At 67.5% G+C, this 25,454-nt stretch carries 22 protein-coding genes; 14 read left to right on the top strand and 8 right to left on the bottom strand.

All coding sequences use genetic code 11. The annotated features are described in order from the left end of the window. Positions 1–9 precede the first annotated feature (9 nt). From ACFO27_RS07480 to ACFO27_RS07445, 8 genes are all read left to right on the top strand, one after another. On the top strand, positions 10–960 hold the full coding sequence (locus ACFO27_RS07480) for a ribose-phosphate pyrophosphokinase (RefSeq protein ID WP_323023351.1): 951 nt from the start codon (positions 10–12) through the stop codon (positions 958–960). A gap of 112 nt (positions 961–1,072) precedes the next feature. After that, positions 1,073–1,678, top strand: a complete 606-nt coding sequence (locus ACFO27_RS07475) for a 50S ribosomal protein L25/general stress protein Ctc (RefSeq protein ID WP_376816772.1) — start codon at positions 1,073–1,075, stop codon at positions 1,676–1,678. A gap of 97 nt (positions 1,679–1,775) precedes the next feature. Continuing rightward, a complete protein-coding gene (gene pth / locus ACFO27_RS07470) occupies positions 1,776–2,375 on the top strand; it encodes an aminoacyl-tRNA hydrolase (protein ID WP_376816771.1) in 600 nt (199 codons plus the stop codon). A gap of 10 nt (positions 2,376–2,385) precedes the next feature. Then, entirely contained in the window at positions 2,386–3,174 is a 789-nt protein-coding gene (locus ACFO27_RS07465; RefSeq protein WP_376816770.1) for a CPBP family glutamic-type intramembrane protease, read from the top strand. A gap of 25 nt (positions 3,175–3,199) precedes the next feature. Next, the gene (locus ACFO27_RS07460; RefSeq protein WP_376816769.1) at positions 3,200–3,736 is read left to right on the top strand and encodes a cysteine hydrolase family protein; all 537 of its coding nucleotides are present in this window, start codon (positions 3,200–3,202) and stop codon (positions 3,734–3,736) included. A gap of 149 nt (positions 3,737–3,885) precedes the next feature. Beyond that, positions 3,886–4,977, top strand: coding sequence for a redox-regulated ATPase YchF (gene ychF, locus ACFO27_RS07455; protein ID WP_376816768.1), 1,092 nt, complete (start codon positions 3,886–3,888; stop codon positions 4,975–4,977). Positions 4,978–5,177: 200 nt separating this feature from the next. Beyond that, a complete protein-coding gene (locus tag ACFO27_RS07450) occupies positions 5,178–5,498 on the top strand; it encodes a nucleotide pyrophosphohydrolase (protein ID WP_376816767.1) in 321 nt (106 codons plus the stop codon). Further along, entirely contained in the window at positions 5,495–7,696 is a 2,202-nt protein-coding gene (locus ACFO27_RS07445; protein WP_376816766.1) for a DNA/RNA helicase domain-containing protein, read from the top strand. The genes ACFO27_RS07450 and ACFO27_RS07445 overlap by 4 nt, the downstream gene beginning before the upstream one ends. 49 nt (positions 7,697–7,745) lie before the next feature. Here ACFO27_RS07445 and ACFO27_RS07440 read toward each other — a convergent pair whose 3' ends face one another. Then, complete coding sequence (locus ACFO27_RS07440) at positions 7,746–8,369, bottom strand: glutathione S-transferase family protein (protein WP_376816765.1); 624 nt, start codon at positions 8,367–8,369, stop codon at positions 7,746–7,748. A gap of 170 nt (positions 8,370–8,539) precedes the next feature. On the opposite strand from ACFO27_RS07440, the gene ACFO27_RS07435 reads away from it, so the two are divergent. Together ACFO27_RS07435 and ACFO27_RS07430 are read left to right on the top strand one after the other, a co-directional pair. After that, on the top strand, positions 8,540–9,769 hold the full coding sequence (locus ACFO27_RS07435) for an MFS transporter (protein ID WP_376816764.1): 1,230 nt from the start codon (positions 8,540–8,542) through the stop codon (positions 9,767–9,769). A 39-nt stretch (positions 9,770–9,808) separates the two neighbouring features. Next, entirely contained in the window at positions 9,809–10,438 is a 630-nt protein-coding gene (locus ACFO27_RS07430) for a MiaE family protein (RefSeq protein ID WP_376816763.1), read from the top strand. A gap of 38 nt (positions 10,439–10,476) precedes the next feature. Here ACFO27_RS07430 and ACFO27_RS07425 read toward each other — a convergent pair whose 3' ends face one another. Together ACFO27_RS07425 and ACFO27_RS07420 are read right to left on the bottom strand one after the other, a co-directional pair. Continuing rightward, complete coding sequence (locus ACFO27_RS07425) at positions 10,477–11,088, bottom strand: LysE family translocator (RefSeq protein WP_043684506.1); 612 nt, start codon at positions 11,086–11,088, stop codon at positions 10,477–10,479. Between the two features lie 148 nt (positions 11,089–11,236). Next, positions 11,237–11,863 (bottom strand): trimeric intracellular cation channel family protein, encoded by a 627-nt coding sequence (locus ACFO27_RS07420; RefSeq protein WP_323023424.1) that lies wholly within the window; start codon positions 11,861–11,863, stop codon positions 11,237–11,239. Positions 11,864–12,403: 540 nt separating this feature from the next. On the opposite strand from ACFO27_RS07420, the gene mgtA reads away from it, so the two are divergent. Next, a complete protein-coding gene (gene mgtA, locus ACFO27_RS07415; RefSeq protein WP_376816762.1) occupies positions 12,404–15,169 on the top strand; it encodes a magnesium-translocating P-type ATPase in 2,766 nt (921 codons plus the stop codon). 40 nt (positions 15,170–15,209) lie between these two features. Here mgtA and ACFO27_RS07410 read toward each other — a convergent pair whose 3' ends face one another. The 4 genes from ACFO27_RS07410 to ACFO27_RS07395 form a co-directional block, all read right to left on the bottom strand. Continuing rightward, entirely contained in the window at positions 15,210–16,709 is a 1,500-nt protein-coding gene (locus tag ACFO27_RS07410; RefSeq protein WP_376816761.1) for a tripartite tricarboxylate transporter permease, read from the bottom strand. A gap of 13 nt (positions 16,710–16,722) precedes the next feature. Continuing rightward, positions 16,723–17,184 carry a tripartite tricarboxylate transporter TctB family protein gene (locus tag ACFO27_RS07405; RefSeq protein WP_376816760.1) on the bottom strand — a complete coding sequence of 154 codons (462 nt, stop codon included), beginning with the start codon at positions 17,182–17,184 and terminating at the stop codon, positions 16,723–16,725. 112 nt (positions 17,185–17,296) lie between these two features. Beyond that, a complete protein-coding gene (locus tag ACFO27_RS07400) occupies positions 17,297–18,271 on the bottom strand; it encodes a tripartite tricarboxylate transporter substrate binding protein BugD (RefSeq protein ID WP_376816759.1) in 975 nt (324 codons plus the stop codon). A 143-nt stretch (positions 18,272–18,414) separates the two neighbouring features. Next, on the bottom strand, positions 18,415–19,404 hold the full coding sequence (locus ACFO27_RS07395; RefSeq protein ID WP_376816758.1) for a TRAP transporter substrate-binding protein: 990 nt from the start codon (positions 19,402–19,404) through the stop codon (positions 18,415–18,417). Between the two features lie 216 nt (positions 19,405–19,620). On the opposite strand from ACFO27_RS07395, the gene ACFO27_RS07390 reads away from it, so the two are divergent. Then, positions 19,621–21,627, top strand: coding sequence for a sensor histidine kinase (locus tag ACFO27_RS07390; protein WP_376816757.1), 2,007 nt, complete (start codon positions 19,621–19,623; stop codon positions 21,625–21,627). Positions 21,628–21,818: 191 nt separating this feature from the next. Then, positions 21,819–22,409, top strand: coding sequence for a response regulator transcription factor (locus ACFO27_RS07385; RefSeq protein ID WP_376816756.1), 591 nt, complete (start codon positions 21,819–21,821; stop codon positions 22,407–22,409). Between the two features lie 170 nt (positions 22,410–22,579). Here the strand turns inward: ACFO27_RS07385 and amaB are convergent, their stop codons facing one another. After that, positions 22,580–24,076, bottom strand: a complete 1,497-nt coding sequence (amaB, locus tag ACFO27_RS07380) for an L-piperidine-6-carboxylate dehydrogenase (RefSeq protein ID WP_376816889.1) — start codon at positions 24,074–24,076, stop codon at positions 22,580–22,582. A 189-nt stretch (positions 24,077–24,265) separates the two neighbouring features. On the opposite strand from amaB, the gene ACFO27_RS07375 reads away from it, so the two are divergent. Then, positions 24,266–25,447, top strand: coding sequence for an NAD(P)/FAD-dependent oxidoreductase (locus tag ACFO27_RS07375; RefSeq protein ID WP_376816755.1), 1,182 nt, complete (start codon positions 24,266–24,268; stop codon positions 25,445–25,447). Positions 25,448–25,454: the final 7 nt, after the last annotated feature.

The following is a 25,454-nucleotide window of genomic DNA, read 5'->3' as shown; positions in this document are numbered from 1 at the left end:
TTCGACACCATGGCACAAGACAGATTCATGATTTTCACCGGCACGGCCAATCCTCGTCTGGCCGTCGATGTCGTGAATCACCTGGACATGTCCCTGGGCAAGATGACCGTCGGCCGCTTCTCCGACGGCGAAGTCATGGTCGAGATCAATGAAAACGTCCGCGGCAAGGACGTCTTCGTGCTGCAGCCCACCTGTGCGCCGACCAACGACAACCTGATGGAAATCATGGTGATGGTCGATGCCCTGCGCCGCGCCTCCGCGCGCAACATCACCGCCGCCATCCCGTATTTCGGCTATGCCCGCCAGGACCGCCGGCCGCGTTCGGCCCGCGTGTCGATCTCGGCCAAGGTCGTGGCCAACATGCTGCAGGTCGTGGGCGTGGACCGGGTCCTGACCATGGACCTGCACGCCGACCAGATCCAGGGCTTCTTCGACATCCCCGTGGACAACATCTACGCCGGGCCGATCCTGCTGGGCGACATCTGGAGCCGCAATTTCCAGAACCTGGTGGTCGTGTCCCCCGACATCGGCGGCGTGGTGCGCGCCCGGGCCCTGGCCAAGCAGCTCGAATCCGACCTGGCCATCATCGACAAGCGCCGCCCGCGCGCCAACGTGTCCGAGGTCATGAACATCATCGGCGACGTGAACGGGCGCACCTGCCTGATCATGGACGACATGGTCGACACCGCCGGTACGCTGTGCAAGGCCGCCCAGGCCCTGAAGGACCGGGGCGCGGGTTCCGTGTACGCCTATTGCACGCACCCCGTGCTGTCGGGCGAAGCCATTAAGCGCATCCAGGAATCCGCCCTGGACGAGCTCGTCGTCACCGACACCATTCCGCTGAACGAGGCCGCGCGCGCCTGCGCGAAGATCCGCCAGCTGTCCTGCGCATCCCTGCTGGGGGAAACCATCCTGCGCATCTCGACGGCGGAATCGGTCAGCTCGCTGTTCGCCGACTGAGGGCGGACGCGTTTCATTTTATGGCCCCGCGCTGGTCGCGGCGCGGGGCGTTTCGCAGCTTCGGCTGCTTTGTCGTCAGGGGCCTTCCAAGGCCCTCGTTTTGGAGCTTTCCATGAAATTCACCGCCACTTCGCGTAGCGTCCAGGGTTCGAGTGCGAGCCGCCGCCTGCGCCGCGCCGGTCGGGTGCCCGCCATCGTCTACGGCGGCAAGTCCGCCCCGGCCAATATCGAGCTCGACCACAACGAGATCTACCACGCCCTGAACAAGGAAGAATTCCACGCCTCCATCCTGGACATGGTCCTGGACGGCAAGACCGAGCCGGTCCTGGTGCGTGCCGCCCAATGGCACCCCTACAAGCCCCTGGTCCTGCACGTCGACTTCCAGCGCGTGGACGCCTCCCAGGCCGTCACCACCAAGGTCCCGGTGCACTACCTGAACGCCGACGTCAGCCCGGCCGTCAAGCTGGCCGGCCAGATCGTCACCCACGGCCCGACCGAACTCGACATCACTTGCCTGCCGGCCAACCTGCCGAAGTTCATCGAAGTCGACCTCGGCGGCCTGGTGGGCAACGCCCGCCTGCACCTGTCGGACGTCACCCTGCCGATGGGCGTGAAGTTCGTCCCCCACGGCGAGGACACCAACCCGCTGCTGGCCCAGGCCACTTCGCCCAAGGGCACGGCGGCCGAAGACGCCGCCGACGCGCCGGCCGCCGAATAAGCGCCGTCCGCAAGACCCTACGAAGCCCCCGTCCGGCCGCAAGGCCGGCGGGGGTTTTGTCGTATGATGGGTGCTTTTCTTCGGACCACCCCTCCCGATGACGACAGCGCCCATCCGCCTCATCGTGGGGCTGGGCAACCCCGGCCCCGAATACGAAGCCACGCGCCACAACGCCGGATTCTGGCTGGCGGATCATTTCGCCGACGACCTGCGGGCCGCCTTCACCCTGGAAAAACCGTTCTTCGCCTGGGTTGCGCGCGCGCGCCACGCGGGGCAGGCGGTGATCCTGGCCAAGCCCACCACCTTCATGAACAAGTCCGGCCAGGCGGTCGGCGCGCTGGCGCGCTTCTACAAGCTGCGGCCCGAGGAAATCCTGGTCCTGCACGACGAGCTCGACCTGCTGCCGGGGGCGGTCAAGCTCAAGCTCGGCGGCGGCCATGCCGGCCACAATGGCCTGCGCGACATCCAGTCCGCGCTGGGCACCCCCGATTTCTGGCGCCTGCGCATCGGCATCGGCCATCCACGCAGCCTGGGCCTGGCCCAGCAGGTCGTCAACTTCGTCCTGCATCCGCCGCGCAAGGACGACATGCCCGGCATCGAGGACGTCATCAACCGTTGCCGCGTGATCCTGCCGCAGCTGCTGGACGGCGCCTTCGACCGCGCCACCGAACGCCTGCACCAGGCCAACCATTCCTGACGCGGCGTCCATGCCTCTTTTCCAGCGTCCCGCCGGCCTGCCCACCATGGGCCAGGAAATCGTCGACTTCCTGCGCTTCGTCGTGCGCCCGCGCCCCGGCCCGCGCCTGGGCGGGCGGCGCGCCGGTTCCGGCATGCGGGTGGACCTGAGCCTGAACGCGCCCTGGTGGCGCCTGGTCCATTGGGCCGTGCTGCTGTGGACCGTGAATATCTTCGTGTTCGCTCCGCTGGCCCTCTCGGCGGCGGACGCGGGCGGGGCGCAGCACCGGCTGGACATCCACAACCTGCCCTGGATGACGGCCCTGATCTGGGCGCCGATCGTCGAGGAACTCACCTTCCGCTACGCGCTGCGCCGTCCGGCCATGCTGTGGTGGTTCGTCCCCCTGATGGCTTCCATCCTGGTCCAGGGGGCCGGCATCGCCTCGGGCCTGATGGCCGCCGCCGCGGCGCTGCTGGCGCTGGCGCCGGCCTGGTATCCGGCCGACCATCGCTGGCGGGCCGGCTGGCGCGCGTCCTGGCGCGTCCGGCGCCTGGCGCGGCGCGCCTACCCCTGGCTCTTCCACGGCGCCGCGCTGGCCTTCGCCGCCGTGCACCTGTTCAATTTCCGCCTCAACGCCATGTCGCTGGTGCTGCTGCCGCTGCTGGTGCTGCCGCAGTGGGTCACCGGCCTGGTGCTGGGCTGGGTGCGCGTGCGCCGGGGCATCGGCGCCTCGATCGCCCTGCACGCCATCTTCAACGGCGGACCGCTGCTGCTGATCGGCCTGGTGCTGCATTTTGCGCCGGGGCTGGCGGCGGGGTGAGCCGGGGACTCGGGAGATGCTTTCGATGCGAGCCTTGATTATTATCGACATGCAGTGGGCGGTCCAGCATCGCATCGAAAGCGGGCGGGATCACGTCAATCCGCAGGCGCCGGCCAGGATCGCGGCGCTGGTGGCGGCTTTTCGCCGGCAGGGCGAGCCGGTTATCCATGTGCGGCACAGCGATGGCGATCCCGCTTCGCCCTTTCACGCCGCCGCGTCCGGCTATCCGCCCATGCCGTGCGCCGAGGCCGTGGATGACGAGCCCGTGTTCATCAAGCGGACGTCTTCGGCCTTTGCGTCGACCGGCCTGGAGGCTCATCTGCGCGAGGCGGGAATCACTGATCTGATCGTGACGGGAGCCGTGGCGGGATTCTGCGTCGATTCGACCGTGCGCGCCGGTGCCGACTTGGGGTTCCGGATGACGGTGGTCCGCGATGCGGTGATCGGATTCGACCTGCCGGGCGATCGGCTGTCCGCGCGTGTGATCTTCGACGTGAATATGGCCCTGCTGGGGGCGGACTTCGCGCGGATCGTGGAAACGGATGCGGTGCTTTCCGCCTAGGCTGGCGGGCGGTACGGCTTCACCTCGCCGTGGCTGGGAACGAAGCGGGCGGGTCCGCGGGTCGGGGCGTATGCCCCGCCGGGCCGCCCCGAGTCCTGCGGGTACAATAGCGCCTTGATTTCCATCCCCCTTTTCCTTTCAGGTTCCCCATGGCACTGCAATGCGGCATCGTTGGCCTGCCCAACGTCGGCAAATCCACCCTGTTCAACGCCCTGACCAAGGCCGGCATCGCGGCGGAGAACTACCCGTTCTGCACCATCGAGCCCAATGTCGGCGTGGTCGAGGTCCCGGATCCGCGCCTGGCGCAGCTGGCCGCCATCGTCAAGCCTGAGCGCATCGTGCCCGCCGTAGTCGAATTCGTCGACATCGCCGGCCTGGTGGCGGGCGCGTCCAAGGGCGAAGGCCTGGGCAACCAGTTCCTGGCCAACATCCGCGAGACCGACGCCATCGTCCACGTCGTGCGCTGCTTCGAGGACGAAAACGTCGTCCACGTCGCCGGCCGCATCGACCCGATCTCCGACATCGAAGTCATCAACACCGAGCTCGCCCTGGCCGACCTGGCCACCGCCGACAAGGCCCTGCAGAAGAACCGCAAGCTGGCCAATTCCGGCGACAAGGAAGCCATCCGTCTGGTGGCCCTGCTGGAGCGCATCGTGGCCGCCCTGGACCAGGGCAAGTCCGTGCGCAGCCTGGGCCTGGACGAGGACGAGCAGGCCCTGATCAAGGGCTACTGCTTCATCACTGCCAAGCGCGCCATGTACGTCGCCAACGTCAAGGATCACGGCTTCCAGGACAATCCGCACCTGAAGGCGGTGCAGGACTACGCCGCGGCGGAGAACGCCCCCGTGGTCGCCGTCTGCGCCGCCATCGAGGCCGAAATCGCCGACCTGGACGACGAGGACAAGACCGTCTTCCTGGAAGACATGGGCATGACCGAGCCCGGCCTGGACCGCGTCATCCGCGCCGGCTACCGGTTGCTGGGCCTGCAGACCTATTTCACCGCCGGCGTCAAGGAAGTCCGCGCCTGGACCATCCCCGTCGGCGCCACCGCCCCCCAGGCGGCCGGCGTCATTCACACCGACTTCGAACGCGGCTTCATCCGCGCCCAGACCATCGCCTTCGACGACTTCATCGCCTGCAAGGGCGAGCAGGGCGCGAAGGAAGCCGGCAAGATGCGGGCCGAAGGGAAGGAGTACGTGGTGAAGGACGGGGACGTGATGAATTTCTTGTTTAACGTGTGAATGGGGGAACCGGGTGGGTTCAATGGGGTATTTTTCAGAGAAATTGCCCCATTGATGGCCTGCTGCGTAAAGACCGTTGAGCAGCGAACCCTACTCTCCCTATCTGATCCGGAGATCTTCCGCAGCAGGCGTGAACGCTGAGGCTGAATTGCCGCGCTATCATTCTTGACGTTGCATTGACCCGGGGAAAGGCTAAGGAAATGGACCAGATCCTGCAAAGGTTGCGCCAGTTTCGCGATGATCGCGACTGGAAGCAGTTTCATAACCCCAAAGACTTGGCAGTGGCCCTGAGCATCGAAGCTAGCGAGCTGCTGGAGGCTTTCCTCTGGAAGGCCCCTGAAGAAGCCGATCCCGAGAAGGTCAAGGAGGAACTGGCTGATGTGCTGGCCTACGCGCTGCTGCTGTCGGATGCCTACGGCTTTGACGTCCAGCAGATCGTCCTGGATAAAATCGAACGAAACGAGGAAAAATACCCGGTCGACAAAGCCCGGGGCAGCGCAAAGAAATACAACGAGCTATGAGCCAGTCAGACCTTGTCGAAGTCAACCGATACGGGTTTTCTGCAGAAGCCTTGGCGGCCATACAAGCCAATGCATACGCCGCCGATCATTGGCCGTTGGTATACATCCTGAGCGACGGCGCCGAGCGTAACGCCTCCAAGCGCACTGCCTATGTCGGCGAAACCACCGACACGCTCACCCGGCTGAATGCTCACCTCAAGCATCCGCGCAAGAAACAGCTGACCACGGTGCACCTCATCAGCAGCGAGTGCTTCAATAAATCCGCGACGCTTGACATCGAATCCTCGCTGATCAGGTACATGGCGGCCGACGGCTGCTTCAAGCTGCTGAACGGCAATCTGGGGCTGGTCGATCATAACTACTTCCAGAAGGACGAGCTTTATTCGAAGATCTTCCAGGATGCCTGGGACAAGCTGCGGAGGCAAGGCGTTGCCTCGCATTCCCTGGAGGCCATCGACAACTCCGACATCTTCAAGTATTCGCCCTACAAATCCTTGTCGTTCGACCAACGCAAGGGCTTGATTGAGGTTATGCGGGCGCTGCTGGATCCAGGACTGAAGAACTTGGTGGTGGAAGGCGGAGCAGGCACCGGAAAATCCGTTCTGGCCATATTTCTGTTCAAGCTGATCCACACCGACGATGCTGAGCTGGATTTGCGTGGATTCTCTGAAGAGGAAACCGAGCTTCGAGATTTGCTGGCGCAATTCAAGCGCCTTTACGTTCAGCCGCACATGGCGCTGGTCGTGCCGATGGCATCCTTCCGGAAGACCCTGAAAAAAGCATTCAGGAACGTCGTCGGCCTGCATCCAGGCATGGTCATCAGTCCTTCAGAGCTGACTCGGCAGACCTACGATATCGTTCTGGTCGATGAATCCCATCGGTTGCGCAAACGGGTCAATCTGGGCTCCTACTACGGCGTCTTCGACAAGGTCTGCGCAACCTTGGGGCTGGACAAGAATACGTGCAGCGAGGTCGATTGGGTCACCCGACAGTCGAGAAAGGCCGTCTTTTTCTACGACGCGGACCAGACCATCAAGCCGTCCGATGCCAATGCCAGCGATTTCCAAGTCATCAAATCGTCGTCCGACTCGAAGGTCATGACGCTGGTTTCCCAGTTCCGGGTCCAAGGAGGCCGGCACTATGTGGAGTTCCTCGACGACCTTTTGAACGTGCGCCTGCCCGGCACCGGGAAATTCCATTCAAAGAAATACGAGTTCCTGGTGTTCGACGACATATCGGACATGGTGAGGGAGATCGGTCAGCGGAATCAAGCTTATGGCCTTGCGCGCCTCATTGCCGGCTATGCCTGGCCGTGGGTGTCGAGAAAGAAACCGAGTGCATACGATATCGAGATTGCGGATGTGCAGCTGCGTTGGAACCGCACCAGTATCGACTGGGTCAACGCGCCGGGTGCCGAGCACGAGGTTGGCTGCATTCATACCACCCAAGGTTATGACCTGAACTACGCGGGCGTCATTTTCGGCCATGAAATCCGCTATGACGCGCAGCGGGACCAGATACTCATCGACCAAGCCAGCTACCATGACCGCAACGGCAAGCAAACCATAGACGATCCGGATGAGCTGAAGCGGTACATCCTCAATATCTACAAAACCATCATGCTGCGTGGCATCAGGGGAACTTTCGTCTACGCTTGCGATGAAGGCCTGCGCAACTACCTGAAGCGTCACATACCCACCTATAAATCCAATGTCATCGCCTTGGCCAGGCCGCCTGAAAAGCTGGAACCTTACGTCAATGCGGTTCCTCTCTACGACTTGCAGGCCGCCGCGGGCGGTTTCAGCGAACTCCAGCATGTCAGGCATGAAAACTGGGTCGCTGTGCCGCAGGGTATGGCGGTGGGAAGGAATATTTTCGCCTGCCGGGTGGTCGGAGAGTCGATGAACAAGATCATTCCGAACGGCGCTACCTGCCTTTTCCGCCTGAACCCCGGCGGCAGCCGGAACGGAAAGATCGTGCTGGTCGAGTGCGACGATATCCAGGATGGGGATTCGGGCTCACGATATACCGTCAAGGAATACCAAAGCATCAAGATTGATACTGAAGACGGATGGCACCACCAGAGAATTCTCTTGAAGCCACGCTCCCACAATCCCCAGATGACGACGCTCGAGCTCAGCGGCGACGACGATCATCGTTATCGTGTGGTTGGCGAATTTCTGGGCGTGATTGATTGAGCGGCAACAGGGCTGGGAGCATCTGCAGAATTTCGGTGATTGCCCCCCCTCAAGCCACCCCATTCCCCCCATGTTCCCTGAATCCGGGCCGCTCCCCCAGCCGCCGGTAATAAGCCTCGACCGCCGGCAGCGAAGGATGGTCGAAGGGCGTTTCGAACCAGCGGTTCACGGACAGTCCGATGGCGATGTCGGCCAAGCTGAAATCGGTGCCGGCCACGAAGGCTCCAGTCTCGGCCAGGCGGCCGTCCAGGATTTTCATGAAGCCGTTCCAGGCTTGCAGGGAGGCCTGGATTTGGGCAGCGTCCGTGTGGTCGGGCGACCGCCGGACCAGCGCCATGAACGCATAGCTCCAGGACCGGTTCAGGTCGGAAGCCTGCCAGTCCAGCCACTGGTCCACGCGGGCGCGCTCCCGGGCCTTGCGCGGGTACAGGGCCTCGTCGCCCTGGCGGTTGGCGAGGTAGCGGATGATGCTGTTCGATTCCCAGAGCACGAAATCCCCGTCGAGCAGCACCGGCACCATCGCGTTGGGGTTGAGCGCCCTGAATTCATCGACATGGGTATCGCGGAACCCCGCGCCCCAGTCTTCCTGCCGCCAGTCCAGGCCGAGTTCGTCGCAGGTCCACATGACCTTGCGGACGTTGATGGAGGCGCGTTTTCCGAGAATGGTCAGCATGGCGTGTCGGCCCGGGCGGGGCGGGGTGGTTGCGGGATGTCGAGCATGAGCTTACCCCGAGCCGCGGGCGTCAGGGTGTCGTCAGCGAGCGGGCCGCGCCAACTGTTAATCTAACGGTCCAAGGGCTGCGGGCGAACGAACCCGCGCCCGCACTCCCAGGCCCTTTCTTCATGCCCGCCTCTCCTTCCTCCGACTCCGACGACCACTACCGGCTGACCGTGCCCTTGCTGCTGACCGTGGCGCTGGTGGGCGTGTTCGCCTTCATCCAGGTGTACTCGGTGCAGTCGATCCTGCCCGAATTGCAGCGGGACCTGAACGCCACGGTGGTCGAGATCGGCAACGCCGTGGGGATGACGGTGCTGGCGGTGGCGCTGATCTCGCCCTTCATCGGCATGCTGTCCGACGCCTTGGGGCGCAAATGGCTGATCACGGTGTCCGTGTTCGCGCTGGCCGTGCCCACGGCGCTGATGACGCAGGTGCAGTCCGTGCACGGATTGCTGGTGCTGCGCTTCCTGCAGGGGCTGGCCGTGCCGGGCGTGTCGGTGGTGGCGATCGCCTACATCGGCGAGGAATTCCGCGGCGCCGCGATGGTGCGGCTGATCACCGGCTACGTCACCGGTTCGGTGCTGGGCGGTTTCCTGGGGCGTTTCCTGATGGGGCACCTGACCGAGTTCATGGCCTGGCGCACGGCGTTCGGGGCGATGACGGCGATCAACCTGGTGGGCGCCTGGCTGGTGTGGCGCGGCCTGCCGCCTTCGCGCCATTTCGTGGCCAATGTCCGGATCGCCGACAACTTGGCGTCGCTGGGCCGGCTGCTGCGCAATCCCGCGCTGCAGGTGGCGTGCGCGCTGGGCTTCACGGTGCTGTTCGCGCTGGTCGGGCTGTTCACCTTCGTCAACCTGCACCTGGCGGCGGCGCCCTACCATTTCAGTCCGGGCGACCTGGCCAACATCTTCAGCGTCTATCTGCTGGGGGTGGTGATCACGCCGCTGGCGGGGCAGGTGATCACGCGCATCGGCTCGCGGCGCACGGTGCTGGCGGCGGTGGCCGTGTCGGCGCTGGGCGTGCTGGGCTCGCTGGCGGCGCCGGTCTGGGCCATCGTGGTTGCGCTGGCCGTGACGGCCTGCGGGGTGTTCGTGACGCAGTCGGCGACGATGAGCTTCATCGCCCACCGGGTCACCAGCGGCCGCTCATTGGCCAGCGGCCTGTACTACGGGGCGTATTACTGCGGCGGCTTCGCGGGCGCCTGGGGCTGCGGCATCGCCTATACCCTGGGGGGCTGGCCCGGCACCGTGGCCACGCTGTGCGCCGTGCAGATGCTGGGGTGGCTGATCGCCTGGCGTTTCATGCCCGGACCCGCGCGGCCGCCCGGGTCGGGCGAGCTGCCGCGCGCTCGATGACTTCCGTCTGACCGCCGTCCTCCGATCCTGAAAGACCCGATGAACCCGCCCGAATTGCCCGCTGACTTGCTCGATTTCCTGCCGTGTCCCACGCCCGAGGCCTGGGTGCGGACCGCCCTGGCGCAGCAGGACGTGCTGCTGCTCGACCACCGCAATTGCGAACTGAAGGCGGCCGCGACCGCGATGAGCCTGATCGCGCGCTATGGCCAGGACGCCGAATTGTCGATGGCCCTGTCGAAGCTGGCGCGCGAAGAGCTGGTGCACCACGAGCAGGTGCTGCGCATCCTGAAGCGGCGCGGCATCACGTTGCGGCCGTTGACGGCCAGCCGCTATGCGTCCGGTTTGCGGGCGGCGGTGCGCACCCATGAGCCCGCGAAGCTGGTCGACACTCTGATCGTCGGGGCCTTCATCGAGGCCCGTTCCTGTGAGCGCTTCGCCGCGCTGGTGCCGCACCTGGACGAGGAACTGGCCGCGTTCTACGCCGGGCTGCTGCAATCGGAAAGCCGCCATTACCAGGGCTATCTGCGGTTCGCCCGCCGCTTCGGCGAGGCGCGCGACATGGAGCGTTCGGTGCTCCGGATCCGCGAGGTGGAACAGGAATTGATCGAGTCGCCGGATGCGGAATTCCGCTTCCACAGCGGCCGCCCGGCCGTCGGGACGGCGGGCTGAGACGGCACGGGCCGGTCCGGCCGCGGCGCCCCGCGCGGCTACATCCCCGAACTGCCGACCTTGGCCGCCAGCCCCAGCAGCACCACGCCGATGGCGCGGTCGAACCAGCGCAGGCGGGTGCGCAGCCATTGCAGCATGCGCGGGGCCGAGAACAGCGTGGCGACCAGGGCGAACCACAGCAGGGATTCGGCCACCAGCACCGTCCAGACCACGGCCAGGTGGGCGCCGCCCAGGTCCGGCGTGACCGCCTGGGACAGGATGGAGCCGAAATACAGCATGGCCTTGGGGTTGAGCAGGTTGGTGAAGAAGCCGGTCACGTAGGCGCGCCGTCCGCCCAGGGCGGCGGAACCCGACTCGGGCATGTGGCCCTTGGAGCGCAGGCACTGGATGCCCAGCCACATCAGGTAGAGCGCGCCGGCGATGGACAGGGCGCGCGACAGGCCCGGCAGGGCGGCCAGCACCAGGGTCAGGCCCAGCAGGCTGACCAGGGTGTAGACGCCGATGGCGCTGGCGACCCCCGCCGCCGCCCACAGGCCGGCGCGCCGGCCCGAGACGATGGACAGGCGGGTGACGACGGCGAAGTCGGGGCCGGGCGAGACCAGGGCCACGGCGTGGATCGTCATGACGAGCAGCAGGGTGTGCAGAAACATGGGGATCCCCAGGGACGGGCAGGGTGGGCAGAGGATGATTGTCGCGCAAACACGGGTCCGGCGCATCGGGCATCGACCCGGGCGGCGCGGGATGGGGCGATGCGGGCCGCGCGCCGCAGGCTGCGCCTCCGTGCGCGGCGCTCCGGCGTCAGTGCAGGTCCCGCGTGTAGACGAATTTGGGCATGCTCCAGCCGAAGCGCAGGGCCAGCAGCCGCAGCGCCAGGCCGATCGCCAGCGCACCGCTCGTGACGGTCTCCTGGTGCAGTTCGAGCGCCAGGCCGGCGACGTACAGGGCGCCCGCGACGATGGACACCGTGGCGTAGAGCTCGGCGCGGAACAGCAGCGGGACTTCGTTGCACAGCACGTCGCGCAGCACGCCGCCCACGCAGCCGGTGATCATGCCCGAGACGATGGCGATGCTCCAGGGCAGGCCCAGGCCCAGGGCGATGTCGCAGCCGATCACGGTGAAGACCACCAGGCCGACGGCGTCCAGGAACAGGAACAGGTGCCGCAGTGGGTGGATGAACCGGGCCAGCGCGATGGTGACCAGGGCCGCGCCGCCGGTGAGCAGCAGGTAGGACGGGTGGGCGATCCAGGACAGGGGATGGTGGTCCAGCAGCAGGTCGCGCACCGAGCCGCCGCCCAGCGCGGTGATGCAGCCCAGCAGGCACACGCCCAGCCAGTCCATTTCCCGGCGCCCGGCCGCGAGCGCGGCGGTCATGGCCTCGGCGGCGATGGCGACGAGGAACAGGACGTGCAGGAGTTCGTTGGTGATCGGGCTGCTGGACAAGATGGGCTCCCGGGGCGGTTGCGGCCTGGCAAGCGTATCGCTCCCGGCCGCGCCGTGCAATGCGTCCGCCGTCCGGCCGCGCGGCATGTGGCCGTTTTTTCTTGCCTGCGCGTCCGGTCCGCATTAAAATCCCGCCGTCTTCATTTTCCGGAGTTCCTCCTGTGGACTTACCCAGTTGTCGATTTCTGATCGACTTCCCGCAGGCAAGGTAACCGCGAGTCTTCTCGCCGCCTTGCCCGCAGGGCAGGGCGGCAGCCCGGCGGCCTTTCAGGCCTCCGGTCCATCCCCCTGAATCCGTTTCGCCGCTTCCCCGGAAGGGCTTCCGTTCGCCTCGGCGCGTCCCGAGGCGGGCGGCCGCGTTCCGTGGAATGTGCCTGGACGCCGCGCGTCCGGGCGGTGCCGGCGTGCGTCCGTCCCGCGTGTTTTCCCGAAATCAGAACCCTACGAATGCCATGAACCCCGACCCTCAGCCTCGCAAGCCACCGTCCTGATTTTTCCGGGATGGTGGCGCCAAGGAGAACAAGAATGCACATCACCATCCTGAACAACCTCTTCGCGGGCTTTCTGCGCGCCCGCCGCATGACCCGGCATTTCGGCCGGCGGGCCATGCTGGATTCCGTCGTCCGCACGGGCGTCGGCCGGGACGCGCCGGACGCGCTGTCCCGGACCCTGGCCGACATGGCCCTGGCCGATCGCGACGCGCTGCTCGAACAGCTCGGCAGCCATGCCGACGGTCTCACGGAACGGCAGGCCGAGGCGATCCGCGCGCGGGCCGGCTTCAACGAAGTCGGCCACGAGAAGCCGCTGCCGTGGTGGCGGCACCTGTGGCACTGCTACCGCAATCCCTTCAACCTGCTGCTGACCCTGCTGGCCGCGATCTCCTGGTGGACGGGGGACCTGGAGGCGGTGACCGTGATCGGGACGATGGTGGCGCTTTCCACGCTGCTGCGCTTCTGGCAGGAAGCCCGATCCAGCCGGGCGGCCGACGCGCTGAAGGCGCTGGTGGGCAACACCGCGACCGTCGTGCGGCGCGCGCCGGCGGCCGACGCCGCTCCGCAGGCCGAGACGTATTTCGGCGTGCGGCTGGCGGTGGAGCCGGCGCGCGGCGTCGAGGTGCCGGTGCGGATGCTGGTGCCGGGCGACATCGTGCGGCTGGCGGCGGGGGACATGATCCCGGCCGATTGCCGGGTGCTGTCGGCCAAGGATCTGTTCGTGGCGCAGGCGGCGATGACGGGCGAGTCCCTGCCGGTGGAAAAGTTCGCGGAACATGCCGATGCGTCGACCCGCAATCCGCTGGAACTGGACAACATCCTGTTCATGGGCACGAACGTGGTGTCGGGGGCGGCGACGGCCGTGGTGCTCGCCACCGGCGACCGGACGTATTTCGGCGCCCTGGCTGGCCGGGTGCAGGCCGTGGACCGGGGACCGACCTCGTTCCAGGCGGGCGTGAACCAGGTGAGCTGGCTGCTGATCCGCTTCATGCTGGTGATGGCCCCGCTGGTGCTGTTCATCAACGGCTTCACCAAGGGCGACTGGGGCGAGGCCCTACTGTTCGCGCTGTCCATCGCGGTGGGCCTGACGCCCGAGATGCTGCCCATGATCGCCACCTCCACGCTGGCCAAGGGAGCGGTCGCGCTGTCGCGCCGCAAGGTCGTGGTCAAGCGCCTGGACGCGATCCAGAACCTGGGCGCCATGGATGTGCTGTGCACTGACAAGACGGGCACGCTCACGGAGGACCGGATCGTCCTGGAACGGCATGCGGACGCCTGGGGCGAGACCTCGGACCGGGTGCTGGAGCTGGCCTGGCTGAACAGCCGGCACCAGACCGGGCTGAGGAACCTGCTGGACGAGGCCGTCCTGGCGCGGGCGGACGCCGGCGGGCCGCCCGGCTTGGCCGCGTCCTATGCCAAGGTCGACGAGATCCCCTTCGACTTCGAGCGTCGCCGCATGTCGGTGGTGGTGGCCGGCGCCGACGGCCGGCACCTGCTGATCACCAAGGGCGCGGTGGAGGAAGTCCTGCGGGTCTGCGATCGCGTGCTGCATGACGGCGAGGAAGCGCCGCTGACGCCCGAGCGGCTGGAGCGCGTCCGGGCGGTGGCGTCGGCGCTGAACGACGAGGGCCTGCGGGTGGTCGCCGTGGCGTACCGGGTGCCGGAGCCCGCGCGCGGCGCCTATGGCGTGGCCGACGAGCGCGGCCTGGTCCTGGCGGGCACCATCGCCTTCCTGGATCCCCCGAAGGAATCCACGTCCGAGGCCCTGGCGGCCCTGGCCGCGCACGGCGTGTCGGTCAAGGTGCTGACTGGCGACAACGAGCGGGTCGCGGCCAAGGTCTGCGGCAGCGTGGGCCTGGCGCCGCGCGGCGTGCTGCTGGGCGGGGACGTGGAGGACATGGACGATGCCGCGCTGGCGCGGGCCGTGGAATCGCACGACGTGTTCGCCCGCCTGACGCCCGCGCACAAGGAGCGCATCGTGCGGGTGCTGAAGGCCGGCGGCCACGTCGTCGGCTTCCTGGGCGACGGCATCAACGACGCGCCCGCGCTGCGCGCCGCCGACGTCGGGATCTCGGTGGACACGGCCGTGGACATCGCCCGCGAGGCGGCCGACATCATCCTGCTGGAAAAGAGCCTGATGGTCCTGGAGGCGGGCGTGATCGAGGGCCGCCGCACCTTCGCCAACATGCTGAAGTACATCAAGATGACGGCCAGCTCGAACTTCGGCAACGTCTTCTCGGTGCTGGTCGCCAGCGCCTTCATCCCCTTCCTGCCCATGCTGCCGATCCACCTGCTGGTGCAGAACCTGCTGTACGACGTCTCGCAGGCCGCCATCCCGTTCGACCGCGTGGACGAGGAGCAAGTGCGGCGCCCGCAGCGCTGGCAGCCCGGCGAGATCGGCCGCTTCATGCTGTTCTTCGGTCCGATCAGCTCGGTGTTCGACATCCTCACCTTCGCCATGATGTGGTTCGTGTTCGGCGCGAACACGCCGGCGCACCAGACCTTGTTCCAGTCGGGCTGGTTCGTGGTCGGCCTGCTGACCCAGACCCTGATCGTGCACATGATCCGCACGCCCAAGGTGCCCTTCCTGCAGAGCCGGGCGGCCTGGCCGCTGCTGGCGATGACGGGGGCCATCATGGCGGTGGGACTGTTCCTGCCGATGGGGCCGCTGGCGCCGGGGCTGCGGCTGGAAGCCCTGCCGCCGCTGTATTTCGTGCTGCTGCCCCTGATCCTGCTGGGCTACATGGGCCTGACGCAGTGGATGAAGGGCTTCTATTTCCGCCGCTGGGGCTGGCAGTGAGCGGGGGCGGGCGCCCCGCGCGGGGCGCCCGTCCGGAGGACTATTCCACGAATACGTCCTCGCGCTTCCTGCGCAGCGCCGGGCTCAGGACCACGAGCAGGGCGATGGCGGACAGCCCGAGCATGGCCGCGCTGATCGGGCGCTCGATGAAGACCATCGGGTCGCTGTGCGACAGCAGCAGGGCGCGGCGCAGGTATTCCTCCATCATCGGCCCGAGGATGTAGCCCAGCAGCAGCGGGGCCGGCTCGCAGTCGAGCTTCAGGCAGATGTAGCCGAACAGGCCGAACAGCGCCATCAGGTAGATGTCGAAGGCGCTGTTGTTCAGGCTGAACACGCCGATGGCGCAGAACATCAGGATGAGCGGATACAGGTACTGGTAGGGCACCATGATCATGCGCGCCCACAGGCCGATCATCGGCAGGTTGAGCACGATCAGGAACAGGTTGCCGATCCACATCGAGACGATGATCCCCCAGAACAGCGCGGGCTGTTCGGTCATCACGGCCGGGCCCGGCTGGATGCCCTGGATGATCAGGGCTCCGATCATCAGCGCCATCACGGGGTTGGACGGAATGCCCAGCGTCAGCATCGGGATGAACGAGGTCTGCGCGCCGGCGTTGTTGGCCGACTCGGGCGCCGCCACCCCTTCGATCGCGCCGTGGCCGAATTCGGCCGAGTTTTTCGACACCTTCTTCTCGATGGAATAGGCGGCGAAGGAGGACAGCATCGTGCCGCCGCCCGGCAGGATGCCGAGGATGCAGCCGATGCCGGTGCCGCGCAGGATCGGCGCGCAGGAGCGCTTCAGGTCGGCCCGGGTGGGCATCAGGCCGGTCACCTTCTTCATCACCAGCGAGCGGGACTCCTTGTCCTCGAGGTTGCGGATGATCTCGCCCAGGCCGTAGATGCCCATGGCCACGATGACGAAGTTGATGCCGTCGGCAAGTTCCGGCAGGTCGAACGTGTAGCGCGCCATGCCGGAGTTCACGTCGGTGCCGATCAGGCCCAGCAGCAGGCCCAGGACCGTCATGCCGATCGCCTTGAGCAGCGAGCCGCGCGCCAGCACGACGGCGGCCACCAGGCCGAGCGTCATCAGCGAGAAATATTCGGCGGGGCCGAACTTCAGGGCCAGGTCGGCCAGCGGCGGCGCGAACAGGGCCAGCACCAGCGTGGCCACGGTGCCGGCGAAGAACGAGCCGATGGCGGCGATGGCCAGCGCCTTGCCGGCCTGGCCCTTGCGTGCCATCTGGTAGCCGTCGATGGCCGTCACCACGGAAGAGGATTCTCCCGGCAGGTTCACCAGGATGGCGGTGGTCGAGCCGCCGTAGGAGGCGCCGTAGTAGATCCCGGCGAGCATGATCAGCGAGGTGACCGGGGGCAGGGAGAACGTCGCCGGCAGCAGCATGGCGATGGTGGCGATGGGACCCAGGCCCGGCAGCACGCCCACCGCGGTGCCGAGGAAGACGCCGGCCAGGCAGTAGAGCAGGTTGGAGAGGGTGAGGGTGGCGTCCAGGCCCAGGGCGAGATTTCCGAGCAGTTCCATGGATGTCCTCCGCTTACAGGCCGAGCCACGGGCCGAACACCGGCAGCGGCAGGCCCAGGGCCTTCACGAACACCAGGACGCAGAACAGGATGGCCGCGGCCGAGAGGATGAGCGAGGCCTTGAGGTTGAATTTTTCGCTCGCGCAGGCGCTGACCAGGATCAGTACGGCCACGGCGACCGCGATGCCCGCGCCGCGCACGAGCAGGCCGAACAGGAAGACCGCGAGCAGGATCAGGGACGAGTCCCGGAGGGAGAAGTTGCGGATCGCCTCGCCGCGCGTCCAGAGGGAACGCAGGGTGGTCGCCAGTCCGATCAGGGACAGCAGCCCGCCCAGGACGACCGGGAAATAGGCGGGGCCCATGCGGCCGGCCGTGCCCATCGGGTAGTCCTGCCCGATCACCACGGCCGCGAGGCCGAAGAACATGAACATGACCCCGGACCAGAAATCCTGGGGATGGCGTATGAATTGGAACACGGTGAACTCCTTGCGCGTGTCCGGCGCGGCGCGGGCCGCCGTGGACGGAAGGGGCACGGGCCGCCGCGTCGGCGCGCGGCTGGCGGCCCGTGCCCGGGCGAGGATGCCTGCGTCAGTCGGCGAAGGTGCCCGCCGCCTTGATGACGGGGGCCCACTTGTCGATCTCGGCCTTCAGGTGGGTGCCGAGCGCCTCGGGCGTGGCGCGGTCCTGGGTGACGGGCTCGGTACCCAGCTCGGCGAAGCGCGTCTTGACGTTCTGGTCCGCGAGCGCGACCTGCAGCGACTTGGAAAGCCGCTCCACGGCCGCCTTCGGGGTGCCCTTGGGCGCGTAGACGCCGTGCCAGACGGCGACCTGGAAGTTCGGCAGGCCGGCTTCCTGGGCGGTCGGCACGTCAGGCAGGGACGGTACGCGGGTCGGGGTCGTCACCGCGTAGACCTTGACCTTGCCCGCCTTGATCTGGCTGGTGGTGTTGGTGGTCTGGTCGCACATCACGTCCACCTGGTGGCCCAGCATGTCGTTCATGGCCGGGCCGGTACCCTTGTAGGGCACCGTGGTCATGTTGGTGTCGAGCGCGCTCATGAACAGCATGCCGCACAGGTGCGAGGCCGCGCCCAGTCCGGCGTTGGCGTAGGTGACCTTGTCCTTGTTGGTCTTGATGTAGGAGACCAGTTCGTTGAAGTTCTGCGCCGGGAAGTCGCTGCGCGCGATGAAGGTCATCGGCACGTCGGTGACGAGGCCCACCGGTTCGAAGTCGGTCAGCGGATTGAAGCTCAGCTTGCGGTACAGGCTGGGCGCGGTGGACATGCCGATGTGGTGCAGCAGCACGGTGTAGCCGTCGGGCTCGGCCTTGGCGACGCGCGCGGCGCCGATGGTGCCGCCCGCGCCGCCCACGTTCTCGACGATGACCTGCTGGCCGAGGTCGTTGCTCATGGCCTGCGCGATCAGGCGCGCGACCGTGTCGGTGGGGCCGCCGGCGGAAAAGGGCACGATCATCGTGATCGTCTTTTCGGGGTACTTCTGGGCGAAGGCGCCGGAACTCGCGACCAGCGCGAGGCCCGCGAGCAGGCCGATGGACTTGATCTTCATGTGCTTGACTCCTCTCTGGAATGATCGGTGTGGGAACTGCGTTGGAACCCATCGCGGCTCGCCGCGCGGGGCGAGCTTCGGGGGCGATTATGCGCAGGCCGCTTCCGGCGGGGCAATTGTGGACATCCGCAATCGGCCCCGGCTCAGGGGGCGATCTCGTTCCGGATCTCGTCGACCAGGTCCTTGCCGATGCGCGCCTCCATTTCGGCGGTCGTCGCCGCCAGTGCGTCCCGCCACCGCCGGCGCTCCTCTTCGTCCAGCATGTGGATTTCCGTCTTGCCGGATGCGCGCACGGCCTCCAGCGCCCGGTCGTTTTCCTGCTGCGCGATCGTGTTGGCATAGCGCGTGGCCTCGCGCATGGCGTCCTCGAGCGCCGAGCGGATCCCCGGAGGCAGGCCTTCCCAGAATTTCCGGTTGACCACAACGGCATAGCCGAGGTACCCGTGCCGGGAAACCGTCAGGTGGGATTGCACGTCCTGCATGCTCTGGGTGTAGAAGTTGGAGGGCGGGTTCTCGGTGCCGTCCACCACGCCCGATTGCAGTGCGTGGTAGACCTCGCCGAACCTCAGGATCATGGGGCTGGCGCCGAGCGCCCGCATCTGCGCGTCGAGGACCCGCGAGGGCTGGATGCGCATGCGCAGGCCCTGGAAATCGGCCGGCAGGCGCAGGGGCCGGTTCGCCGACATGACCTTGAAGCCGTTGTCCCAGAAGGCCAGGCCGATCAGGCCCTTGGGCTGCAGGCGGCGCAGCAGGTCCCTGCCGATCGGACCTTCGGTGATCCGGTGCAGCGCCTCCTTGTCCGGAAAGAAGAAGGGCAGGTCGAACACCTCGAATTCACGCACGCCCAGCGGGCTGAACTTGGACAGCGACGGCGCGAGCATCTGCACGGCGCCCAGCTGCAGCGCCTCGAGTTCCTCCCGGTCCTGGTAGAGCTGGCTGTTCGGGTGGACGAGCACGCGCACCCGTCCCTCCGTCGCCCGTTCGGCCAGTTCCTTGAACCGTTCCGCCGCCTTGCCCTTGGGCGTGTCCGGCGCGACCACGTGGCTGAACTTGATGAGGATCGGTTCCTGGGCGTGCGCGGCGAGGGGCGCCCAGGCGAGGGCGCAGGCCAGCAGGAGGGAAAACGGCTTCATGGGGCAATCCGGAAGAGGGGTCCGCGCAACCGCCGTGCGCGAGCCATTGTCTGCAGCCGCATGGCGGGTTTCAACTGTGGATAACCACAATGCCTGCGCGGCGTGGCCGTTCCGCCGCCTCGGCTACACTGGGAATCCGGTTCGTCCCGGCCGCCTCGGGCGCCGAGGCCGGACGTCCGAATCGGCCGACCAGGACATCTTCGCCGATCATCCCGCATGAACGCCCGTCCGACCCGCCTCTCGTTCACCCGCCGCGGCGTGCTGCTGTGGCTGGTTCCCATGATGTTCGTGTTGCTGATCCTGGCGTCCCTGCTCTGGCTGCCGGGCCGGGCGCGGCAGATGGAGGCCGACGAGCGCCAGGAGCAGTTGATCGCCGATACGCTCTGGCTCGAGCAGACGATCCGTTTCCAGCTCGGCCGCAACGAGGACAACCTCCGTCTCATGGCCAATGAGATCGCGGCCGGCGTCCTGTCGGACGAGCGCCTGCGGGCGCGCATGGATTTTCTCGGGCGCAGCCACCCCGAACTGATGCGCATCGTCCGGCTGGACGCCGACGGGCGCATCGTGGCCGCAAGCGGCGCCGCCGGCCACGGCGCGGACACCCTGCCGCCGCCTTCGCCGTCCGGCCTGGAACGCGCGCGCGGGACGCGCACGCCGCAGTATGGCCAGCCCGCGCCGCCGCCCGGCCGGGAACGGCCGGTCCTGATGGACTACTACGTGCCGCTGTTCCAGGGGGACCGCTACCTGGGCAGCCTCGTCGCCACGTATTCGGTGGCCGGCATCCTGGAGCAGATGGTGCCCTGGTGGTTCGCCCAGGACAACGAGATCCTGCTCATCGACCGGCATGAGAACGTGCTCGGGCTGCGCGCGGCCGGCGGACCCGGGCGGGGCGTCTATACGCATTCGCGCGACCTGCACCTGCCGTATGCCGACATCACGCTGCGCACCAACAGCGTCAAGAGCGCGCCGCATCTGCTGCCCAACCTGCTGGTCGGATCCGTGATCGCGCTGTCGCTCGGCCTGATCTGGAGTCTGGCGGCGCTGTGGCGCGACATCAATCGCCGCATGGCCGCCGAGGATGCGCTGCGGGCGCAGGCGGCCTTCCGCGCGGCGATGGAGGATTCCCTGGTCACGGGCCTGCGCGCGCGCGACCTGGAGGGCCGCATGACGTACGTGAACCCGGCGTTCTGCCGCATGGTCGGGATGCCGGCTGAGGAGCTGGTCGGGCGCCTGCCGCCGATGCCGTACTGGGCGCCCGAAGCGATGAACGAATACGAGCAGCGGCTGGCGGAGCGCAAGGCCGGGGTCGGGAACTCGCAGGGATTCGAGACGGTCTTCCAGCGCAGCGATGGCGAGCGCATCCCGGTGCTCGTCTACGAATCCCCGCTGCTGGACGACAGCGGCCGGCAGACGGGCTGGATGGGGTCGATCCTGGATATTTCCGACCGCAGGCGCTTCGAGGAACTGAACCGCCGCCAGCAGGAGAAACTGCAGGCCAGCGCGCGGCTGGCGACCATGGGGGAGATCGCCTCGACCCTGGCGCACGAACTGAACCAGCCCCTCGCGGCGATTTCCAGCTACACCACCGGCGCGCTCAATCTGCTCGAAGGCAATGCGCGGCTGGCCGGCGTGGACGGGATCGGCCCGATCAAGATGGCGCTGGAAAAGGCCAATGTGCAGATCCAGCGGGCCGGCCACATCATCCGCAGCGTCCATACCTTCGTCAAGCGGCGCGAGCCGAAGCGGGAGCCGGTCGACCTGGCTGCGCTGATCGCGGACGTGATCCAGCTGGTTGAACTGCAGGCCAACCAGTACTTCGTGACCATCCAGACCGAGATCGAGCCCGGCCTGCCCCAGGTGCTGGCCGATCCGGCCATGCTCGAACAGGTGCTGCTGAACCTCACGCGCAACGCCATCGAGGCCATGCGGGACGTGGAGCCGGCGCGTCGCTTGCTGCGCATCGGCGCGGGTGTCGATCCGCAGGCCCGCGGCAGCGTGGCCGTCAGCGTCGCCGACCGGGGGCACGGCATCGCGCCCGAGGTCGGGGAGCGGCTGTTCTCGCCCTTCTTCTCGACGAAGGCCGACGGGATGGGCATGGGTCTGAAGATTTGCCGCACCACGATCGAATTCCATGGCGGCACGCTGGCCTACCGCGACAATCCAGGAGGAGGGACCGTCTTTCATTTTTCCCTGCCGGTGCGGGGCGCCTCTGCGTCCGCGTGACGGGCCGCGTCTCGGGCCTCGACGGCGGGTTCCAGGAGGGGTGCCCGGACGAAGGCTGGCGAAAACCCCGTTCTCGGTGAAAAATAGACCCGTCGGCGGCCGGCAGGACGGCCGGCGGCCACCATCCATGACAAGACGCCGCGCAGGCGGCCCGTCGAACCGGCGCCAAGCGGACTTCCCGAGGGACACCCATGCTGCACATCGTCGATGACGAAGAGGTCATCCGAGACTCCTTGAGCTGGCTGGCGTATTCGCGCTCGATTCCCGCGGCGGGCTACGGCAGCGCCGACGCCTTCCTGCGCGCGCTGGAAGCGGACGATCCGTTCGATCCGGCCGGCGATTGCCTGCTGCTGGACGTGCGTATGCCCGACATGAGCGGTACGCTGCTGTTCGACACGCTCTCCGAGCGCGGCTTCACGCGGCGTGTGCCGGTCATCTTCCTGACCGGCCATGGCGACGTGCCGATGGCCGTCGACAGCCTGAAGCGCGGTGCTTTCGACTTCTTCGAGAAGCCCTTCAACGACAACAAGCTGATGGACCGTGTGCAGGAGGCCCTGCAGGCCTCGCGCGAGGCGGGCGACCGGGCTCAGGTCGATCGGCGGCTGGCCACGCTGTCGGCGCGCGAGCGCGAAGTCCTGGACCTGATCCTGGAAGGCAGGATGAACAAGGTGATCGCGGATATCCTGGGCATCAGCATGCGCACCGTGGAGGTGCACCGCTCGCACGTTCTCGAGAAGATGGGGGTCAGGACGGCGGTCGATCTCGCGCGCCTGCTGCGGTAGGCCAGGCGTTTTCCCGGGCGGGGGCTGGTCCATCCCGCCGCTTGCAAGCGGCCCGGATTCGTCCGCGTCGGGTTAATCTTCAGCCGCGGCGTCTCTCCACGTCGCGGCCTGCGGGCCGCTCCGATTCGTCAGGCATAGGTCAGTCCGCGGGGACTGACCTATGTCCTGACTCATCCAAATCGGATGCCCTGTGCCAGCGGCAGTTCTCGGGAATAGTTGACGGTGTTGGTGGCACGGCGCATGTAGGCCTTCCAGGCGTCGGACCCGGACTCGCGCCCGCCGCCGGTCTCCTTCTCGCCGCCGAAGGCTCCGCCGATCTCGGCGCCCGAAGTGCCGATGTTGACGTTGGCGATGCCGCAGTCCGATCCCGTGGCGCCCAGGAAAGTCTCGGCCTCGCGCAGGTCCGTGGTGAAGATCGCCGAGGACAGGCCCTGCGGGACGTCGTTGTGCAGCGCCAGGGCTTCGTCGAAGTCGCGGTAGCGCAGGACGTACAGGATCGGGGCGAAGGTCTCGTGGCGTACGACGTCGGTCTGGCCGGGCATTTCGGCCAGGGCGGGGCGGACGTACCAGGCGTCCGGGTGGCGGTCGGCCAGCAGGCGTTCGCCGCCCGTGACCGCGCCGCCCTGGGCGCGGGCCTGTTCTAGCGCCGCCTGCATGGTCTCGTAGGCGGCCCGGTCGATCAGCGGTCCGACCAGGGTGCCGGGGTCCAGCGGATCGCCCACCGCGGCGCTGGCGTAGGCGGCCTTCAGCCTCGCCAGCAGGGCGTCGGCGACCGATTCGTGGACGATCAGGCGGCGCGTGGTGGTGCAGCGCTGGCCGGCCGTGCCGATGGCGCCGAACAGGATGCCGCGCGCGGCCATGTCCAGGTCGGCCGACGGGGCCACGATGATGGCGTTGTTGCCGCCCAGTTCCAGCAGGCAGCGGCCGAAGCGCCGCGCCACGCGCGGCCCGACCTCGCGGCCCATGCGCGTGGACCCGGTGGCCGAGACCAGCGCCACCCGAGGATCGTCGACCAGCGCTTCGCCCGGCTCGCGGGCGCCCACCAGCACGTGCAGCAGGCCGTCGGGCGCGTCGCCGAAGCGCGCCAGCGCGCGCCGGAACAGGGCCTGGCAGGCGAGCGCCGTGAGCGGCGTCTTTTCCGAAGGTTTCCAGACGACCGGATCGCCGCAGACCAGGGCCAGCGCGGCGTTCCAGGACCAGACCGCTACCGGGAAGTTGAAGGCGGAAATCACGCCCACCACGCCCAGCGGATGCCAGGTCTCCATCATGCGGTGGCCGGGACGCTCGGACGCGATGGTCAGGCCGTGCAGTTGCCGCGACAGGCCGACGGCGAAGTCGCAGATGTCGATCATTTCCTGGACCTCGCCCTCGCCCTCGGCGACGATCTTGCCGGCTTCGAGGGAGACCAGGCGGCCCAGCGCGCTCTTGTGCGCGCGCAGTTCCTCGCCCAGCAGGCGCACGAGTTCGCCGCGCCGGGGCGCGGGCACCTGGCGCCAGGCCAGGAAGGCTTCGTGGGCCCGGGCGATCATGCGCCGGGCGTCGTCCGCGTCGTGCGGGCGCAGGTCCGCCAGGCGGGCGCCGTCGATGGGGGAACGGACCGGCAGGCCGCCGGCCTGGAGCGTGCCGGCGTCCAGATCGAAAGAGCGTAGAAGATCCTGGGTATCCATCATGAAAGCTCCGGGCTGGGCGCGCCGCTCGAAGCGGCGCCTCGGGTCGGGATCCGGACCAGCATATCACGCATATTTCCGATGGGAAATTTTTTGCCTCTAGGGAAAATGCCTAGGGAAATGGGGCGGGATTGCTTCCAGAATAGGGGCCGGACAGGGGCAGGGATAGAGAGACTGGAGCGCCGCAGGATGTCGCAGACGCAGTTCGATGTCGTGATCGCCGGGGGGGCCGCCGTCGGCAGCGCCGTCGCGTATTTCCTGACGGCGGACCCCGGCTTCGGGGGCTCGGTCGCCGTGATCGAGCCCGATCCCTCTTATCAGTACTGCGCCACCGCCCTGTCGGCCGCGTCGATCCGCCATCAGTTCTCCACCGAAGAGAACATCCGCATGTCGCTCTTCGGTACGGAATTCCTGCGTGCCTTCGGTGACGTCCTGGCCGTGGACGGCATCCGGCCCGATCCGGCGTTCCACGAAGGCGGCTACCTGTTCCTGGCCACGCCTGCCGGCCTGCCCGTGCTGCGGGACAATCACGCCCTGCAGCGGCGCGAGGGGGCGGACGTCGCCCTGCTGGACGCCGCCGCCCTGCGGGCGCGGTTTCCCTGGCTGCGCGTGGACGACCTGGCGGCCGGGACGCTGGGCCTGAGCGGCGAGGGCTGGCTGGACGCCTATGGCATGCTCCAGGGACTGCGGCGCAAGGCCATCGCCCAGGGCGCCACGTACCTGCCGCGCCGGGTGGCGGGCATCGAGCGCGCGGGCGCGCGCGTGACGGGGGTGCGCCTGGACGACGGCCGGGCGCTGGCGTGCGGCGCCCTGGTCAATGCCGCCGGCGTCGGCGCGCCGGCCCTGGCGCGCCTGGCGGGCATCGAGCTGCCGGTGCAGGCCCGCAAGCGCAGCGTCTTCTACGTGCAGTGCCCTGAGCGCCTGCCGGGATGCCCGATGGTGATTGATCCCAGCGGGGCGTATTTCCGTCCCGAGGGGCAGGGATTCATCACCGGCATCGCCCCGCCGCCGGACCAGGATCCAGAATGCTTCGATTTCGACGTGCAGCACGCCCTGTTCGAGGACGTGCTCTGGCCCCTGCTGGCGCGGCGCGTGCCGGCGTTCGAGGCCCTGCGCTGCGTGCGCAGCTGGGCGGGGCACTACGACATGAACCTGGTCGACCAGAACGTGATCCTGGGTCCGCATCCCGACCTGGACAACCTGTATTTCGCCAACGGCTTCAGCGGCCACGGCATGCAGCAGGCGCCGGCCGTCGGCCGGGCGCTGGCGGAACTGATCGCGCATGGCCGGTATCGCACGCTGGACCTCGGCCGGCTGGGCTGGCGGCGCATCCTGGAAGGTCGGCCGATCATCGAGAAAAACGTGGTGTAGAGTGGAG

The sequence above is a fragment of the Castellaniella denitrificans genome, assembly GCF_042653765.1.
Classification (GTDB): Bacteria; Pseudomonadota; Gammaproteobacteria; order Burkholderiales; family Burkholderiaceae_B; genus Castellaniella; species Castellaniella denitrificans.
Note: the sequence above shows the minus strand (reverse complement) of the source record. Positions and strands in the feature narration are given on the sequence as shown.